Raw genomic sequence first — 16,977 nt, 5'->3', positions numbered from 1 at the left:
TCATGCATCCGATAGCTCCGCACTGGCTGAACTTCATCGACGGCCAGTGGACCGACAGTGAGCAGCACCTGAGCATCCACAACCCTGGCACCACGGACCTTGTGGCGACCATCGCCCAAGCCAGTGTGGCCGACGCCGAATGCGCCCTGCAGGCGGCTCGGCGCTGTGCTGACAGCAACGCTCTGAACCGTGTGCGTCCTGCGCAGCGGGTGACCTGGTTGCTTGAGGTTGCCGCGCAGATTCGTGCGATCACCGACGAAGGGGCGTGGGTGCTTTGCCAGGAAAACGGCAAGAGCCTGCGTGATGCCCGTGACGAATTCATCGAGGCCGCGCGCTACTTCGAATACTACGCCGGCATGGCCGACAAGATCGAAGGGAAGTCGATTCCGCTGGGCGACGGCTACATAGATTTCACCGTCTACGACCCCTTGGGCGTGTCGCTGCAGATCGTGCCGTGGAATTTCCCGGTATCCATCTGCGCCCGCTCCCTGGCCCCTGCCTTGGCGGCCGGCAACGCGGTAGTGATCAAGTCGCCGGAACTGTCGCCACTTGGCCTGTGCGTGCTGATGAAGGCCATCGAGCGTGCCGGCCTGCCACAGGGGGCCGTCAATCTGATCTGCGGCCGTGGTCGTGAAGTGGGTGCCTACCTGGCCGGCCATCGCGATGTCGACCAGATCGTCTTCACAGGTTCCGTCGGCACCGGCCAGAGCATTCTGCGCAGTGCCGCCGAACACGCGATTCCCAGCGTCATGGAGCTGGGCGGGAAGTCGGCGGCCCTAGTGTTCCCGGATGCCGATCGTGAGCAACTGATCAGCAGCGTTAAAAGCGGCATCTTCTTCAATGCCGGCCAGGTGTGCTCTGCCATGTCGCGCTTGCTGGTACATCGCTCTATCTACGACGAGGTTGTAGCTGACGTGGTAGCGATGGCCGAGGGGCTGACCGTGGGCCTGGGCCAGGACAACCCTGACCACACACCCGTGATTTCTGCTGCTCAGCTCGAAGGCATCGAGGCCTTGTGCCGACGTGCCCAGCAGCAAGGCGCGGTGGTCGCAACCGGCGGCGAGGCCATCAGCGGCCTGAGCGGGCATTACATGGCGCCAACCGTATTGCGCGATGTGACTGCGCAGATGGAGATAGCCCAGACTGAAGTCTTCGGCCCTGTGCTGGCAGTAATTCCCTTCGACAGCGAAGAGGAGGCCCTCGCCATTGCCAACGGCACCGTGTTCGGTCTGGTGGCCGGCGTATTCACCCAGGACCTCAATCGCGCCCTGCGCTGTGCCCGGCGACTGTGCACCGGCCAGGTGTTCGTCAACGAATGGTATGCCGGTGGCATCGAAACGCCGTTCGGCGGCGTCGGGCTCTCGGGCTTCGGACGGGAAAAAGGCCAGGAGGCGCTCTACAGCTACGTCAGGACCAAGAACCTGGCCGTGCGTATCAAGGGCGAGTGAGGAGGCAGCATAATGAAAACCTGGCTCTGCATCATCTGTGGTCTGATCTACGACGAAGCCAAAGGTTGGCCCGACGACGGCATTGCCCCCGGTACCCGCTGGGAGGACGTGCCCGAAGACTGGCTATGCCCTGAGTGCAAGGTCGGCAAAGCCGACTTTGAAATGATCGAACTCAGCACCCCGATCGCAGCAGTGGCTACCGCGCCGGTTATCCAGGCGCAACCACTGGTTGCCGCTCGTCCCGCCCAACCGGTGGTCATCATCGGTAGCGGCCATGCCGGCTACGGCCTGGCACAGGCCCTGCGCAAGGCCGCCCCGCAGTTGGAGATTCGCGTACTGACCCAGGAGTCGGGCCATCTTTATTCCAAGCCCGCGCTATCCATCGCCCTGGCTCAGGGGCGCACCGCCGCAGCCCTGGCCACCGAAACGCCGCTGGCGATCGAACAGAGGCTTGGCATTCGTATCTATACCGGCTGCAAAGTCGAACGCATCGATGCTCAGGCGCAGCGCTTGTACACCAGCCTCGGCGAAATGGACTACGGCCAACTGGTGCTAGCCAGTGGTGCTTCTCCCGTGCGGTTGCCTATCGAGGGCCGCGCCGAGGCACTGCTCAGTGTCAACAACCTGCAGGATTACCAGGCGTTCCGCCAACGCCTTGATGGCGTGCGCAGAGTGGCCATTCTGGGCGACGGTTTGATCGGCTGCGAGTTTGCCAACGACCTTGCGAGCAATGGCTATCAGGTTCGGGTAATCGGCCTGGGTGCCTGGCCCATGGAACGCCTGCTGCCCGAGGCGGCAGGCCAGCACTTGCAGCAAGCGCTATCGGGGTTGGGGGTGCAATGGAGCCTGCGCACCACCTTGCAGTGCATCGAGCCGGACGGCGAAGGCTACCGACTGACCCTTGCCGACGGTCAGGTCGTCGGTGCAGACCTGGTGCTCAGTGCAGTGGGCTTGCGCCCCAACCTTGAGCTGGCGCTGGAAGCCGGCCTGGACTGTGGCCGCGGGATCAAGGTCGACGCACAACTACAGACCTCACAACCGGGCATCTATGCCTTGGGCGATTGCGTCGAGATCAACGGCCAGTTGCTGCCTTACCTCGCGCCGATCAACGAAGGCATTCGTGCCCTCGCCAAGACCTTGCTGGGCCAACCGACCGCCGCCCACTACCCATTGGCGCCCGTGACGGTGAAAACCCCGGTCGTCCCTCTGTGCCTGCTGACACCTCCCGGTGGTTGCGAGGGCCAATGGCGCTGCGATGCGACCAGCGATGGATTGAGCGCTGCGTTTCATGACCACGCAGGTGCCCTGCGCGGGTTCGTGCTGCTCGGCCGTCAGGCACAAATGCAACGAAATACCTGGCTGCAAAACTGCCAGGACACCCAACAAAATGTGGCCTGAGGCTGAACCATGAACAGTATCGTCAATCTGCCTCATGATGACCGCAATTGCGGCTGGTATGCCGCGCTGCCTGAACAGGCGCCGAGCAAGCGCCTAAGTGGCGAACATAACGCCGATTATGTGGTGATAGGTGCTGGCTTTGCTGGGCTTGCCGCCGCACGGCGCCTGGCCGAGCACCTGCCGCAGTCGCGCATTGTTTTGGTAGATGCCCAGCGAATCGCCTACGGCGCCTCCGGGCGCAACTCGGGTTTCGTCATCGACCTGCCGCACAAATTCGCCCTCGAACATCCCGATCCTCAGCATAAACAACGGCTCTTGGGCCTAAACCGCTCAGCCATCGATCAACTGCAAACATTGATCGGCCGTCACGGCATCGAATGCCAGTGGTCCCATGCGGGAAAATACCAGGGCGCGGTGGGAGAACGTGGCCAGGGTTATCTGGATCACTTTGAAAAACTGATGGCCGACCTAGGTGAGCCCTATCGCGTGGTTGGGCGTGACGAACTAGCCGGTGTACTCGGTAGCCGCTACTACAGCCGCGCCATCTACACCCCCGGTTGCTACCTTATGCAGCCTGCTGCCCTGGTACGTGGCCTGGGTAATTCGCTTCCCGGCAACGTCGAAGTGCTTGAAGAGTCGCCAATCCGCACACTCCAGAAAGACCCCTGCGGCACGTGGCTGGTGCGGGGCGACAACGGGCTGATCCGGAGCCCGCAGGTATTGCTGGGCACGAGCATCTTCACCCAGGAGTTCGGCTACTTGCGCAACCGACTCCTGCCGGTGATGACCTTCGCCAGTTGGACGCGCCCACTGAGCGACGTCGAGATGGCGACGGTTGGTGCCCAGGCCGACTGGGGCCTCACCCCTGCCGACCACGCCGGTACCACCGTACGAATGACCCAGGACCGGCGCCTGATCATCCGCAATACCTACAAGCATGTCCCTCGCTACGGTCGCAGCGTAACCGATGCTACCCGCAACAAGATTCGCGATGACCATCGCAAGGCCTTCGAGGCGCGCTATCCGCAACTGGCCCAAGTGCCGTTTACCCATACCTGGGGTGGGGTCTATGCGATCTCACGAAACTTTACCAACTATTTCGGCCAACTCGATCAGGGTGTTTACGCCACCGCCTGCGACAACGGCGTGGGCGCGGCCTGGGGCACCATTTCCGGAACGCTCCTGGCAGACATGGCGGTGGGGGCGGACTCCCAGCAATTGAGTGACATCCGCGCAGTGACTGGCCTGCCCTCCCGTAACCCGCCTGAGCCGTTCTTGGGTATGGGGGTGCGGGCCCGGATCCGCTGGGCCGCGTTCAACAGTAGGAGCGAAGTATGACCCGCACACTCAGCGGAAAAGGCCCGGTGCGTCTGGTCGACCACCGGAACCTGGACTTTGTCCACCGGGGCGGGCCGCCTGGCGGCGCCTCGGTAGCGCGTGCTGTCAGTAATGAGGTGTCGCCCAACCTGGGTATCGGCTTTGCCCGCTGGGAAGGTGCTGAAGTGGCCTGGACGGTGCTCTATGACGAAGTGATTTTTGTCATTGAGGGCTGTTTTGAACTCCAGGCCAACGGCGAGGTGTACCGCGTGTCGCCAGGTCAGGTGCTGTGGATTCCCGAAGGCACGGAGCTGGTGTACGCAGGCCACGCGCTGTTCGGTTATGTGGTGTACCCGGGTGATTGGAAACAGCGCCACGGCCTTGCCTGACTACCGACCACCCTGGTCTGGGGAATCCAATTGTTCGCATTATCCAAACGTTTCGGCACGATTTATGTCGCTGCCTTGTTGATGCAGCTGGGTTCCAGCCTGCTGATGACCTACCTGGCCCTGCGCCTGAATGCTTCCGGTGTGGCGCAGGTATGGGGTGGTGCGCTTATGGCCGCCAACGCGCTGGGCATGGTGTTGGGAGCCCGCTCCGGTTATTGGCTGATTGGCCTGGTCGGCCATGCTCGGGCCTTTGTGGTGAGCGCCGGGGTGATTGTCACTGCGGTGCTCTCGCACCAGCTCAGTGATGGTTTACTGCTGTGGCTTGCCCTGCGATTTGTCGTTGGTGCGGCAATGATGGGCCAATTGATGGTCATCGAGAGCTGGCTCAATGACTGCGCACCGGTCAGCCGGCGAGGCGGCGCCATGTCGCTGTACATGGTGGCCAGCTATGTCGGTATGATGCTAGGGCAATTGATGCTCAGTCTGGGAGATGGGCTGCACACCTTGGCGTTGACGGGCGTGGCCATCGCTTTTGCCATTGGTTTGATCCCCGTGGCTCTGCACAACGGTACCCAGCCGAGCAACATCAACCAGGCCCGGATCAAACCCATGCTGTACCTGCGTCGACTTCCTCAATCGTTGTTCACGATTCTTGCCTCGGGATTGCTGAACGGTTGCCTGTATGGGCTGACGCCGATCTTTGCTGCGCAACTGGGCTTTAGTCCGGCGCAGGTCGGGCAGTTCATGGCTGTCAGCATTGCCGCCGGGCTTCTAGCACAACTACCGCTGGGTAAACTGTCGGATCATATTTCCCGCATCACCTTGATCCGCGCTACCGCTGCATTGCTGTGCATAGCCTATTTGCCGCTGGCCTTCGGGCTGGCATCAGGGCAGCTGTGGATCATGTTGGCCGGGGCTGCCATCGGCTTCTTGCAGTTCTGTTTGTATCCGCTGGGCGTTGCCCATGCCAATGACAACCTAGAGCCGGAACTGCGTGTATCGCTGGCCGGAGTGCTGCTGATGACCTTTGGTATCGGCGCGACCATCGGCCCGCTGGTTGCAGGGGCGATGATGGAGCATGCCGGTCCACAAGCACTGTATCTGTTCGGCATTGGTGTAACGGCTATGGTTGTTTGCTTTATAAGGAATAAATCCGGCGTTGATGTGTCATTGGCAAGGTTGTCATGAAACGTCGGAGCCCAGGGATATGTCCGCCTCACTCCATTTGATGTCCGAACCAGTCAATTGAGCCCTGTTTTCGCTCTCTATGGTTAAGCGGTGAAGTGCCCCTGGCACTGCACCCTACCCATAACAAGAGCAAAAGCAGGGACCATAATGACTATGACGACGTCTGGGAAAGCCAGCGATCAGTTGGCTCAGGGATTCAAGCCTCGACATGTGACCATGTTGTCGATTGCCGGTGTGATCGGCGCGGCTTTGTTCGTAGGGTCCGAACAAGCGATCGCTGCGGCAGGTCCGGCAGCAATCATTGCCTATGCGCTTGCTGGCGCTCTGATGGTGCTGGTAATGCGAATGCTTGGCGAGATGGCAGTGTCACCGCCGAAAACCATTCGATCATCGGCGGCCTGGGCGAAGCGGTGGCGGGACTGCTGCTGCGCAACGGGGTAACGCCGACATTCCGCCAGATCGCCTTGCCCGATGCCTTCCTCGATGCCGGCGCCTTGCCGACGCGGCATGACCGCTACGGTATCTCCACCGACGCAGTGAGCGCGCAGATCAAGGCTTGGCTGTGACTTGATACCTGAAGATAGAGCCGGCCGGAATTAAAGGCGGCTCTATCCCTGTATGCCCGCCAAGCGAATGCCGAAGGCAAGGGCATGGCCTGAGGCAGCGAATGAGACTCGTCAGATTTGCATGGCCATGCCATCCACATTCATCGCCGCCTGGCGCAGGGCCTCGGAGCGTGTCGGGTGCGGGTGGCAGGTGAGGGCGATATCTTCTGCCGAGGCCGAGAACTCCATAGCCACGCAGAACTCACCAATCATCTCGCTGACGCTTGGGCCCACCAGGTGCACACCCAGTACTTCATCGGTTTCGGCATCGGCGATGACCTTGGCGAATCCTTCGGTCTCGTGGTTGATCTTGGCACGGCTGTTGGCGGTGAAGGGGAACTTGCCAACCTTGTAGGCACGCCCTTCGGCCTTGAGCTGCTCTTCAGTCTTGCCCACGGTGGCCATCTCTGGGCGGGTATAGATCACGCCAGGGATGAGGTTGTAGTTGACCTCGTGGGGCTTGCCGGCGATGCGTTCGATACAGGCCACCGCTTCGTCTTCGGCCTTGTGCGCCAGCATCGGGCCCGAAGTGACGTCGCCAATCACCCAGACACCTGGTACTGAGGTACGGTGGTGCTCGTTGCCGAGCATGCCGCGCTTGTCGGCTTCCAGGCCCACGCTTTCCAGGTTCAGCCCTTTGGTATAAGGGCGACGGCCGATAGCCACCAACACGTAATCGGCTTGCAGCGATTCTGCGGTATCCCCGGCGGCAGGCTCCAGCGTCAGGCTGACGCCATCTGCACCTGCGGTAGCCTGAGTCACTTTACTGCCCAGCTTGAACACCATGCCTTGCTTGGCTAGAGCCTTCTGCAGGGCCTTGGCGGTTTCCGTGTCAGTGCCTGGGCAAATGCGGTCCAGGTATTCGATGACGGTGACCTGGCTACCCAGGCGGCGCCAGACTGAACCCAGCTCAAGACCGATCACGCCAGCACCGATGACGACCAGGTGCTTGGGCACTTGCGGCAGCGACAGCGCGCCGGTCGAGTCAATGATGCGCTGGTTGTCGACGGTCACACCTGGCAGAGGGGTGGGCTCAGAGCCGGTGGCAATGACGATGTCCTTGGCCTGCAACGCTGTTTCGCTGCCGTCTTCGGCCTTGACCACGACCTTGCCGATGCCATCCAGGCGGCCCCAGCCTTTGATCCACTCGACCTTGTTCTTGCGAAACAGGTATTCGATGCCCTTGGTCAGGCCTGCCACGCTCTCATCCTTCTGTTTCATCATCTGGGCGAGGTTGAGGGTAGGCTTGACTTCGATACCGAGGTGGGCGAACTCGTCACCGCTGGCCGCTTCGTAAAGCTCCGAAGCATGCAGCAGTGCCTTGGATGGCATGCAGCCGACGTTCAGGCAGGTACCGCCCAAGGTCGAGCGGCCTTCCACGCAAGCAACGCTCAGGCCCAACTGGCCAGCACGGATGGCTGCGTTGTAGCCGCCAGGGCCACCGCCGATGATCACCACGTCATAGACTTTCATGGGTTCAACTCCAGGATGTAGAAGCGCGAGAGGGGCACAAGGTTAAGCTGAGATGCGGAAATTGTATACAATCTGCTGTGTGGATAAGATCAGTTGGTTCTAGACCATGGTCTTGCTTAGAGGAAACATCCTACAGATGAACTACTCTGATCCGATGACGTTCGAAATATTAGGCGTCGTGGCCAATTACGGACAGGAGGGGTGTTTCATGCTTGCTCAACTTCCACCTGCATTGCAGAGCTTGCATCTGCCGCTGAGGCTGAAGCTGTGGGACGGTAACCATTTTGATCTTGGGCCTAGTCCTCAGGTCACCATTCTGGTCAAGGAACCACAGCTGATCAGCCAGTTGACCCACCCAAGCATGGACCAGCTGGGCACTGCATTCGTCGAAGGCAAGCTGGAGCTTGAAGGCGATATCGGTGAGGCCATCCGCGTGTGCGACGAGCTGAGTGAAGCGCTGCTGGCGGATGAGGATGAAACGCCACCGCAACGTTTGTCTCATGACAAGAGCACCGACGCCAAAGCGATCTCTTACCACTATGACGTGTCCAACGCCTTCTACCAGCTTTGGCTGGACCAGGACATGGCCTATTCTTGCGCCTACTTCCGTGAGCCGGACAATACGCTCGACCAGGCGCAGCAGGACAAGTTCGACCACCTGTGCCGCAAGCTTCGTCTGGATGCTGGTGACTACCTGCTCGATGTCGGCTGTGGCTGGGGTGGGCTGGCGCGGTTCGCTGCCCGTGAGTATGGCGCCAAGGTGTTCGGCATTACCCTGAGCAAGGAGCAATTGAAGTTAGGCCGCAAGCGTGTGCAAGCGGAAGGGCTTGCTGACAAGGTCGACCTGCAGATTCTCGACTACCGCGATCTGCCCCAGGATGGTCGCTTCGACAAGGTTGTCAGCGTGGGTATGTTCGAGCATGTCGGGCATGCCAACCTGGCGCTGTACTGCCAGAAGCTGTTCGGGGCGGTGAGGGAAGGGGGACTGGTGATGAACCACGGCATCACTGCCAAGCACGTCGATGGCCGACCGGTCGGGCGCGGGGCGGGTGAGTTCATCGATCGCTATGTATTCCCCCACGGCGAACTGCCGCACCTGTCGATGATCAGCGCCAGTATCTGTGAAGCCGGGCTGGAGGTAGTGGACGTGGAGAGCCTGCGCCTGCACTACGCTAAAACCTTGCACCACTGGAGCGAGAACCTGGAGAACCAGTTGCACAAGGCAGCAGCGCTGGTGCCTGAGAAGACTCTGCGGATCTGGCGTTTGTACTTGGCCGGGTGTGCCTACGCCTTTCAGAAGGGCTGGATCAACCTGCACCAGATATTGGCAGTGAAGCCATACGCCGACGGGCATCATGACCTGCCTTGGACGCGGGAAGACTTGTACCGCTGAAATCGTAAGCGTCACAGCCCTGATATGGCTTTGCAGGAGCGGCCTTTTTCGCGAAAAGGCCGCTTTCAACGGGTGTGCTCACCCTAAAGAATCGGCGATATCAGTCGCGCAATCCGCATCCCCAATTGCTGTAGTCGATGGGTGTCCTGGGTGTCTTCTGCAGTAATTTCCCGCGCTTGTTCGAAGTCCTCGTGGAGCATGTGCTCGACCTGGTCGGCGAAGCCGCGATCGACTGTCAGCAGGGTAATCTCGAAGTTCAGGCGGAACGAGCGGTTGTCCAGGTTGGCGCTCCCAATGGCGCTGATGTCGTCATCCACCAGTACCACCTTCTGATGCAGAAACCCGGGTTGGTAACGGAACATACGTACCCCCGCGCGAACTGCTTCGAAGGCAAACAGGCTGGAGGCAGCGTAGACGATGCGGTGGTCAGGCCGTGACGGGATCAGCACCCGCACATCGACTCCCCGTAGCACCGCCAGTCGCAAGGCGGCGAACACGGCCTCGTCAGGGATGAAGTAGGGGCTGGTGATCCACACCCTGCGGGTGGCCGAATGAATCGCTTCAAGGAAGAACAGCGAGCAGGTTTCTTGTGGGTCTGCCGGGCCGCTGGCCAAGGCCTGACACAGCACGCCGTTATCCGGGTACGTATCGGGCAGGATCAGCGGCGGTAGCTGGCGCGTGGCCCAGTACCAGTCCTCGGCAAAAGATTCTTGCAAGCAGGCCAGTACCGGCCCGCTGATCTGTACGTGGGTGTCACGCCAGGGGGAAAGCTGTGGATGTTCACCCAGGTACTCGTCTCCCACATTGTGACCGCCGATGAAGCCGAGCAAGCCATCCACCACCACAATCTTGCGATGGTTGCGGAAGTTCACCTGAAAGCGGTTGAACCAGCCGCGACGGGTGGCGAATGCATGGATCTGCACACCACCGTCGCGCAGCACCTGGCTGTAGCTGGCCGGCAGGGCGTGGCTACCGACACGGTCGTACAGCACGAACACCTGCACGCCTTCGGCGGCTTTGCGTAGCAAGAGTCGCTGCAGTGCCTTGCCGAGATTGTCGTCATGAATGATGAAGAACTGCACCAGTACCACATCGCGTGCTTTTTCGATGGCTGCGAAGATGGCATCAAAGGTGGCCTTGCCATTGATCAGCAGTTTCACCTGGTTATTTGCCAGGCATGGCATGCGACCCAGCTTGGGCATGGCGCGCAAGGCTGTGTAGCTTTCGGACTCGCGAGCGGTAAGGGCTTCTTCAACCCAGGGCCGCCAGTTGAGGTTGGCCATGGCCACGTGCATTTCCTGGTTGGCCTGACGCCGAGCCTTGATGTAGGCATAGAACGAGCGGGCACCGAAAATCAGATAGGGGATCAAGGTGAGGTAGGGGATGAAGAGCAAGGGCATCGCCCACGCAATGGCCCCCTGAGCTGTCCGCACCGTGAACAGCGCATGCAGTGCGGCGACCATACCCAGCAGGTGGATCAGGCCGAGTAGGTAACCAAAGAAGTAGGGGCTGTGGTAATCCATATGCATCCTGCTTGCCGAGTACACTTGAGGTAACAGAACACGTTCCCGGTCCGCCTGCAACCTGCAGGTGGATTTGGCGTCTAAGGCTCAGTCCGGCCCGTTTGACCGGCTTTTTTCCAGGAGCGTTCATCCATGAAGATTCGTCTGCCACTGTTGGCGTTGGCCCTAGGCATGAGCAGTCCGCTGGTGCAAGCCCAGATGCTGCAACCGGGTTTGTGGGAGCTGACCACCAGCAACATGCAGGTCGATGGCAAACCGCTACCCGACATGGAATTCATGCTCGGCCAGTTGAAAAACCTGCCGCCCGAGCAGCGCGCAATGATGGAAGGGGTGTTGGCCAAACAAGGGGTCAGTGTAGGTGGCAAGGGTGTGCGTTCGTGCCTGACACCAGAACAGGTGGCAACGAATGACATTCCTCTGCAAGACCCGCAATCGGGCTGCACGCAGAAGATTACCGACCGTACCGGTAACGTTTGGAAGTTCCAGTTCAGCTGCCCGAAGGCGCAGGGAAGTGGTCAGGCTACATTCCTCAGTGATCGGGAATTCACCACCCAGGTCAGTGGCACGTTCAACGCTTCGGGTGTGCAGCAGCAAGGCAGCATGAACACGCGTGCGGTGTGGTTAGGCAATGACTGCGGGGCGGTCAAACCGCGCAGCTGAAGTTCCATTACCAATGGCTGGTGGCAACCCCGTCGTGGGCATGCAGGCCTCTGCTGTCGTTCGAGCAGCCGAGCCTGGGTAGTTCCAGGAGTCGGTCGGGAAACGAATAGTTCCACGTGGAACATTTCATTTTCGGTCCTTGCCTCGATGTGGTTGCGGCTTAGCTTTTCGGCCTGACGGAGAGCTGATCAAGGCCGGCGTTTTCAGCAAGCGCTCGAAGCTGACGTGCAAATAGGCAGCAGAGGAAAAGCCTTCCAAACAAAAGAAGGCGTCAACGGCAACCCTCGATCAAGCTGCAATGCACCTTGAAGCGCTCCCCGCTGGAACTGGATACGCGGTTCAAGGTGGTCCAGCCTACGCGACGGCTGTAACCCACCCAGGTCTCACCATCACTGGCCAAGCCGGTAAAAAAAGTCAACGTGCCATAGCGGCTGTTGGTTTGTGCCCACAGTCGGCGGCTGGTGAAGTCGTAGCCGCGAAGGTAGAAGGTGCTGCCTTCGGTGCGCACGCTGTAGTAGTTGCCTTTGCCGTCCTGGCAGGCGAGTAGCGTCGCGCTTCGCGTACAGAGGGCCAATTTACTGCCTTGCGGCATGGCCAACAGCGAGGCGGGCATGGTGAGCAACAACAATGCCATGACGCGTGGCAGATTCATTTTTCATCCCCTGTGAGCACTCGTCCGTCGAGAACCACTTGGCGAAAGTGTATTGTTATCTTATAACATTATGCAATGCATCGTTTCGAATGCGTCTGCCTGAAGAGGTTCGCCATGTCCAATCGTCTCCCCGTCACCGTGCTGTCCGGCTTTCTCGGCGCCGGCAAGAGCACGCTGCTCAACCATGTGCTGCGCAACCGCGACAACCTTCGGGTCGCGGTTATCGTCAACGATATGAGTGAAATCAACATCGATGCCAGCGAGGTGCAGCGCAATGTGAGCCTCAACCGCGCTGAAGAGAAACTGGTCGAGATGAGCAACGGCTGCATTTGCTGCACGTTGCGCGAAGACCTGCTTGAGGAGGTTGCGCGGCTGGCCGAAGAAGGGCGTTTCGATTATTTGCTGATCGAGTCCACCGGTATCTCTGAGCCATTGCCAGTGGCCGAGACCTTCACTTTCCGCGACGAACAAGGCCGCAGCCTGTCTGATATGGCGCGGCTGGACACCATGGTCACCGTGGTCGATGGCTTGAACTTCCTGCGCGACTATCAGGCAGCAGACAGCCTGGCCAGCCGCGGTGAAACGTTGGGCGAAGAAGACGAGCGGTCGATCAGTGATTTGCTGATCGAGCAGGTCGAGTTCGCAGATGTGCTGCTGCTGAGCAAGATCGACCTGATCAGCCAACATGAGCGCGACGAACTCATCGCCATTTTGCGCAGCCTCAATGCCCGGGCGCAGATCGTACCCATGGTCATGGGCCAAGTGCCGCTGGCACGTATCCTCGACACCGGGCTGTTCGACTTCGATCAGGCGGCCCAAGCACCAGGCTGGTTGCAGGAGCTGCGCGGTGAGCATGTGCCAGAAACCGAAGAGTACGGTATCGCGGCCATGACCTGGCAGGCTCGACGGCCGCTTCATCCACAGCGCTTTTACGACTTTATCCACACGGACTGGAGCAACGGACGGCTGCTGCGTTCCAAAGGCTTTTTCTGGTTGGCCAGCAAATATCAGGAAGCTGGCAGCTGGTCGCAAGCGGGCGGCATGATGCGACAGGGTCTGGCTGGCCGCTGGTGGCGCTTCGTGCCACGCGAGCAGTGGCCACAGGATGTGGATAACACGACCGCGATCTTGAAACACTGGACCGCTGAGACTGGTGACTGCCGCCAGGAGTTGGTGTTTATCGGGCAGAATATCGACTTCGAAAAATTATCCACAGCCCTCGATGCATGCCTGTTGACGGATCAAGAAATGGACTTGGGCCACATGGGCTGGTTGCGCCTACCTGATCCATTTGGCCCATGGCATGAGGAGGCGGCAGCATGAACCTGGCGCACCGGCCTGTGGATATCTTTCAGGTGTTTGGCGAGACGCCTCAGGTGCTGGCCGGAGTGCTGCAGGATGGCGTGAATCTGGCCGTATGGCGGCGGCGCTTGCCTCCACAGTTGGAGGACTTTGCAGCATTGGTGATCAGCCTTGGCCAGCCCTTGGCTGATCAGCGGGTGATCGATGTGGACGAGGAGCAGAAGCCGGTATTGGCAGATCTGCTGCGTGAAGCGGCGGATTTGCATGGATATGAAGCTTTCGTTGCTGATGTGACCTGGTTGGTGGCGGCTTATACCTGTCTGGTTGGCGCCCGACGGATCGGTTTGCGCTTGCGCGTTCTGAACGCTCCGATGTGCCCGCGTTTCCATGTGGATAACGTGCCATTGCGCCTGCTCACCACTTACGTCGGCCCAGGTAGCGAGTGGTTGCAAGAGCAGGATAGCTGTCGTAGTGAGTTACACACAGCTCAGCCATCTGTGGATAACATCCAGCACCTGCAAGCCGGCGAGGTGGCGATACTTAAAGGCGAAAAATGGCGGGGTAATGAAGGGGCAGGCCTGGTTCATCGGTCGCCTTCGGCACAGCAGGGGCGTTTGCTGCTCAGCCTTGACTGGCTGGCCTGACAGCGCATAGTGAGGCATCACCGCCGCCTGAAGCCACGCCATGTTGCAGAACATTCCCACCCATGTAATTGCTGGCCCGCTGGGTGCTGGTAAGACCACTTTGATCCGTAACTTGCTGGCCCAGCGCCCTGCAAACGAGCGCTGGGCGGTATTGATCAACGAGTTCGGCCTGGTCGGCCTGGATGCAGCCTTGCTCAGCCGTGACGAAGACGGCATCGCCATCGGCGAGGTGGCGGGCGGATGCCTGTGCTGCGTCAACGGTATGCCGTTTCAGGTCGGCCTCGGCCGTTTACTGCGCAAATCCCGGCCTGACCGGCTGTTTATCGAACCTTCCGGCCTGGGCCATCCGTTGCAGCTGCTGGCTCAGTTGCAACAGGCGCCTTGGGTTGGAGTGCTGACAATTCAACCACTTCTGATGGTTGTGGATGCCCAGGCCATGGCTCGAAACGAGCCGCTTCCAGAGGCTCAACAGCAGGCTTTCAACGCCTCTGAAAGCGTGGTTTTTAATAAGTCAGAGGCTGTGGATGAAATACATAAATTGTTGATAAGTAATAAATTTAAAGAAAAGAGGATCATGTGGACCGTGCAAGGGCAGCTGCCTTTGGCCGGCCTCCCGACGGTGCCTCCACAGATTGTTGACAGCCCGTTTTTGAAAAGCAGGATTGTCGACAATCCTGCAATCGCCCCAGCAGCACTGTGGGCTGACCCCAGTCAGCCGATTTGCCTTGTCCAGCAAGGGGAGGGCGGTTGGAGTATTGGCTGGCGATGGCACCCTGGCCAACAGTTTTATCCACAGCGGCTAAAGGTTTTCTTATGTGCATGGCCATGGCGACGGGCGAAGGGCGTTATCCACAGCATGGAAGGCTGGTGGTCATTCAATGGGCTGAATGGGGATATGCCCGCTTGGCAGCCCAGCGACTGGCGCAGGGACAGCCGTATCGAGCTGATTTTCGATCAGCCGCAACCGCAACCCGCGTTGCAAGCCGGGTTGAATGAATGTCGCGTCAGTTGATCAGTTGCGCCAGCGGTTGTGTTCCTGGCGCCATTGCTGCATCTCTATGACGTTGTCGGCGCGTGGTGGGGTCTTGATTTCGAACGGGTAGGGCGCCAGTTCGATCTGCACACTGTGGGCGCCGAACTGGGTCGCGGTGCCGGGGTGACGTTGCTCACCCGTGACGGTGAACTCGAAGGCATAGACGCGTGCCAGGCGCTTTCGGCCATTGGCATCCCGGACAAAGGCGATGCGTTTGAGCGCTACGGCATCGTCAAGCAACTCCAGGTCGAGTTTGGCGCAATGCTGTTTGACCCGTTCCAGGGCCTTTTCACGCAACCCATGGTTGTGCCACAACCAAGCGCCTGCCGTGGCTACCAGCATCAGGACGAAGAGGTTCTCCAGGGTCAACATTTGCATATGCTCCAAACAGGTAGATCCAGCTTAACTGCGTTCCTGGCCTGTCGTACAGGTAGCAATCGAGTTCATACTGCGCTGCGCACAATCCTTGAAACAGCTTTGGAAACCTCCCGCATGAAACGTACCCCGCACCTGCTCGCCATTCAGTCCCACGTGGTGTTCGGCCACGCCGGCAACAGCGCCGCGGTATTCCCCATGCAGCGTATCGGGGTCAATGCCTGGCCACTCAATACCGTGCAGTTCTCCAATCACACACAGTATGGCCAGTGGGCGGGTGAAGTGCTTGCCCCAGCGCAAATTCCTGCGTTGGTGGAAGGCATTTCCAACATCGGCGAGCTGGGCCACTGCGATGCAGTGCTTTCCGGCTATTTGGGCAGCGCCGAACAAGGGCGAGCGATCCTGGCCGGCGTCGAGCGGATCAAGGCGGTAAACCCAAAAGCCTTGTACCTGTGCGACCCGGTCATGGGGCACCCGGAAAAAGGCTGCATCGTGCCGCCGGAAGTCAGTGAGTTCCTGCTTGACGAGGCGGCAGCCACGGCGGACATCCTGTGCCCCAACCAGCTGGAGCTGGACAGCTTCTGTGGGCGCCGCGCCCAGTCGCTGGAGGATTGCGTGAACATGGCGCGTAGCCTGCTGCAGCGTGGGCCGCAGGTTGTACTGGTCAAGCACCTGGCGTACCCCGGGCGGGCCGAAGAACAGTTCGAAATGTTGCTGGTGACCGCCGAGCACAGCTGGCACCTGCGCCGCCCGCTGCTGGCGTTCCCGCGTCAGCCGGTTGGGGTGGGTGACCTGACCTCAGGCCTGTTCCTGGCCCGCGTGCTGCTTGGCGACAGCTGGGTGCAGGCATTCGAGTTCACCGCTGCGGCAGTGCATGAAGTGCTGCTGGAAACCCAGGCCTGCGCCAGCTACGAATTGCAGCTGGTACGGGCCCAGGACCGCATTGCGCACCCACGGGTGCGCTTCGAGGCGCAGTTGCTGGCGCTTTAAATGGCGTCGGTTTTCAGGTCCTGGTAGCGCTTTTCCAGTTCCTGGCGGATCTGCCGGCGCTGCTGGCCCTGCAGGAAGCGGCGTTTTTCTTCGCTGCTGTACGGCTGGCGCGGCGGCACCGGCACTGGGCGGCGGTTGTCATCGACCGCGACCATGGTGAAGAAGCAGCTGTTGGAATGGCGCACCGAGCGCTCGCGAATGTTCTCGGTCACAACTTTGATGCCAACTTCCATCGAAGTGTTGCCGGTGTAGTTGACTGACGCCAGGAAGGTCACCAGTTCACCCACATGTACGGGTTCACGGAAGATCACCTGGTCGACCGACAGGGTCACCACATAGCTGCCGGCATAACGGCTGGCGCATGCATAAGCCACTTCGTCGAGGTACTTGAGCAGGGTGCCGCCATGTACGTTGCCAGAAAAGTTGGCCATGTCCGGGGTCATCAGGACGGTCATGCTCAGCTGGGCGTTTCCAGGTTCCATAGTGTGCTCACGGTGAGGTTGCGCTGAATCGGGCGAATGGAGGGCGTTATCTGCTGACACTTCTGTTCCCCTCTTTGAATTTGCCTTGCTGATACGGGACGTTGG

Annotated in this window: 16 protein-coding genes and 3 pseudogenes; 14 read left to right on the top strand and 5 right to left on the bottom strand. The window is 60.0% G+C overall.

The window, feature by feature from the left end; all coding sequences use genetic code 11:
- Positions 1 to 2: 2 nt before the first annotated feature.
- The 8 genes and pseudogenes from ACE4QZ_RS27695 to ACE4QZ_RS27660 form a co-directional block, all read left to right on the top strand.
- On the top strand, positions 3 to 1,448 hold the full coding sequence (locus ACE4QZ_RS27695) for an aldehyde dehydrogenase family protein (RefSeq protein WP_031322770.1): 1,446 nt from the start codon (positions 3 to 5) through the stop codon (positions 1,446 to 1,448).
- A 12-nt stretch (positions 1,449 to 1,460) separates the two neighbouring features.
- Positions 1,461 to 1,622 (top strand): annotated as a pseudogene (locus tag ACE4QZ_RS27690) (rubredoxin); the annotation flags it as partial.
- Positions 1,611 to 2,846 carry an NAD(P)/FAD-dependent oxidoreductase gene (locus tag ACE4QZ_RS27685; protein WP_230849516.1) on the top strand — a complete coding sequence of 412 codons (1,236 nt, stop codon included), beginning with the start codon at positions 1,611 to 1,613 and terminating at the stop codon, positions 2,844 to 2,846. The pseudogene ACE4QZ_RS27690 and the gene ACE4QZ_RS27685, both read left to right, overlap by 12 nt.
- A gap of 9 nt (positions 2,847 to 2,855) precedes the next feature.
- A complete protein-coding gene (locus ACE4QZ_RS27680) occupies positions 2,856 to 4,184 on the top strand; it encodes an NAD(P)/FAD-dependent oxidoreductase (protein WP_003253234.1) in 1,329 nt (442 codons plus the stop codon).
- On the top strand, positions 4,181 to 4,552 hold the full coding sequence (locus tag ACE4QZ_RS27675) for an ethanolamine utilization protein EutQ (RefSeq protein WP_003253236.1): 372 nt from the start codon (positions 4,181 to 4,183) through the stop codon (positions 4,550 to 4,552). Before ACE4QZ_RS27680 ends, ACE4QZ_RS27675 begins: the two co-directional genes overlap by 4 nt.
- A gap of 30 nt (positions 4,553 to 4,582) precedes the next feature.
- Positions 4,583 to 5,740, top strand: a complete 1,158-nt coding sequence (locus ACE4QZ_RS27670; RefSeq protein ID WP_021785304.1) for an MFS transporter — start codon at positions 4,583 to 4,585, stop codon at positions 5,738 to 5,740.
- Positions 5,741 to 5,887: 147 nt separating this feature from the next.
- Positions 5,888 to 6,121: pseudogene (locus ACE4QZ_RS27665) on the top strand (GABA permease); the annotation flags it as partial.
- A pseudogene (locus ACE4QZ_RS27660) lies at positions 6,106 to 6,306 on the top strand (transketolase family protein); the annotation flags it as partial. The pseudogenes ACE4QZ_RS27665 and ACE4QZ_RS27660, both read left to right, overlap by 16 nt.
- Before the next feature lie 111 nt (positions 6,307 to 6,417).
- On the opposite strand, the gene lpdA reads toward ACE4QZ_RS27660, so the two are convergent.
- On the bottom strand, positions 6,418 to 7,818 hold the full coding sequence (lpdA, locus tag ACE4QZ_RS27655) for a dihydrolipoyl dehydrogenase (RefSeq protein WP_021785302.1): 1,401 nt from the start codon (positions 7,816 to 7,818) through the stop codon (positions 6,418 to 6,420).
- Between the two features lie 208 nt (positions 7,819 to 8,026).
- On the opposite strand from lpdA, the gene cfaB reads away from it, so the two are divergent.
- Positions 8,027 to 9,211 (top strand): C17 cyclopropane fatty acid synthase CfaB, encoded by a 1,185-nt coding sequence (gene cfaB, locus ACE4QZ_RS27650; RefSeq protein WP_021785301.1) that lies wholly within the window; start codon positions 8,027 to 8,029, stop codon positions 9,209 to 9,211.
- 83 nt (positions 9,212 to 9,294) lie between these two features.
- On the opposite strand, the gene cls is transcribed toward cfaB, so the two are convergent.
- Positions 9,295 to 10,734, bottom strand: a complete 1,440-nt coding sequence (gene cls, locus ACE4QZ_RS27645; protein WP_021785300.1) for a cardiolipin synthase — start codon at positions 10,732 to 10,734, stop codon at positions 9,295 to 9,297.
- A 132-nt stretch (positions 10,735 to 10,866) separates the two neighbouring features.
- Here cls and ACE4QZ_RS27640 point away from each other — a divergent pair, with 132 nt between their 5' ends.
- Positions 10,867 to 11,394 carry a DUF3617 domain-containing protein gene (locus tag ACE4QZ_RS27640; protein ID WP_021785299.1) on the top strand — a complete coding sequence of 176 codons (528 nt, stop codon included), beginning with the start codon at positions 10,867 to 10,869 and terminating at the stop codon, positions 11,392 to 11,394.
- 271 nt (positions 11,395 to 11,665) lie between these two features.
- Here the strand turns inward: ACE4QZ_RS27640 and ACE4QZ_RS27635 are convergent, their stop codons facing one another.
- The gene (locus ACE4QZ_RS27635; protein ID WP_021785298.1) at positions 11,666 to 12,046 is read right to left on the bottom strand and encodes a hypothetical protein; all 381 of its coding nucleotides are present in this window, start codon (positions 12,044 to 12,046) and stop codon (positions 11,666 to 11,668) included.
- A 114-nt stretch (positions 12,047 to 12,160) separates the two neighbouring features.
- On the opposite strand from ACE4QZ_RS27635, the gene zigA reads away from it, so the two are divergent.
- From zigA to ACE4QZ_RS27620, 3 genes are read left to right on the top strand one after another with little or no spacing between them, the layout of a single operon-like run.
- Positions 12,161 to 13,369, top strand: a complete 1,209-nt coding sequence (gene zigA / locus ACE4QZ_RS27630) for a zinc metallochaperone GTPase ZigA (protein WP_028697460.1) — start codon at positions 12,161 to 12,163, stop codon at positions 13,367 to 13,369.
- Positions 13,366 to 13,992 (top strand): DUF1826 domain-containing protein, encoded by a 627-nt coding sequence (locus ACE4QZ_RS27625; protein ID WP_021785296.1) that lies wholly within the window; start codon positions 13,366 to 13,368, stop codon positions 13,990 to 13,992. The genes zigA and ACE4QZ_RS27625 overlap by 4 nt, the downstream gene beginning before the upstream one ends.
- 40 nt (positions 13,993 to 14,032) lie before the next feature.
- Positions 14,033 to 15,004 carry a CobW family GTP-binding protein gene (locus ACE4QZ_RS27620; protein WP_021785295.1) on the top strand — a complete coding sequence of 324 codons (972 nt, stop codon included), beginning with the start codon at positions 14,033 to 14,035 and terminating at the stop codon, positions 15,002 to 15,004.
- On the opposite strand, the gene ACE4QZ_RS27615 is transcribed toward ACE4QZ_RS27620, so the two are convergent.
- On the bottom strand, positions 15,005 to 15,397 hold the full coding sequence (locus ACE4QZ_RS27615; RefSeq protein WP_003253259.1) for a DUF3301 domain-containing protein: 393 nt from the start codon (positions 15,395 to 15,397) through the stop codon (positions 15,005 to 15,007). It lies immediately after the preceding gene.
- A 120-nt stretch (positions 15,398 to 15,517) separates the two neighbouring features.
- On the opposite strand from ACE4QZ_RS27615, the gene pdxY reads away from it, so the two are divergent.
- The gene (pdxY, locus tag ACE4QZ_RS27610) at positions 15,518 to 16,390 is read left to right on the top strand and encodes a pyridoxal kinase PdxY (protein ID WP_003253261.1); all 873 of its coding nucleotides are present in this window, start codon (positions 15,518 to 15,520) and stop codon (positions 16,388 to 16,390) included.
- Here pdxY and ACE4QZ_RS27605 read toward each other — a convergent pair.
- Positions 16,387 to 16,872, bottom strand: coding sequence for an acyl-CoA thioesterase (locus tag ACE4QZ_RS27605; RefSeq protein WP_021785294.1), 486 nt, complete (start codon positions 16,870 to 16,872; stop codon positions 16,387 to 16,389). The two genes, pdxY and ACE4QZ_RS27605, sit on opposite strands and share 4 nt — an antisense overlap.
- Positions 16,873 to 16,977: the final 105 nt, after the last annotated feature.

The sequence above is a fragment of the Pseudomonas sp. DCA-1 genome (genome assembly GCF_046523955.1).
GTDB classification, from domain to species: domain Bacteria; phylum Pseudomonadota; class Gammaproteobacteria; order Pseudomonadales; family Pseudomonadaceae; genus Aquipseudomonas; species Aquipseudomonas putida_Y.
Note: the sequence above shows the minus strand (reverse complement) of the source record. Positions and strands in the feature narration are given on the sequence as shown.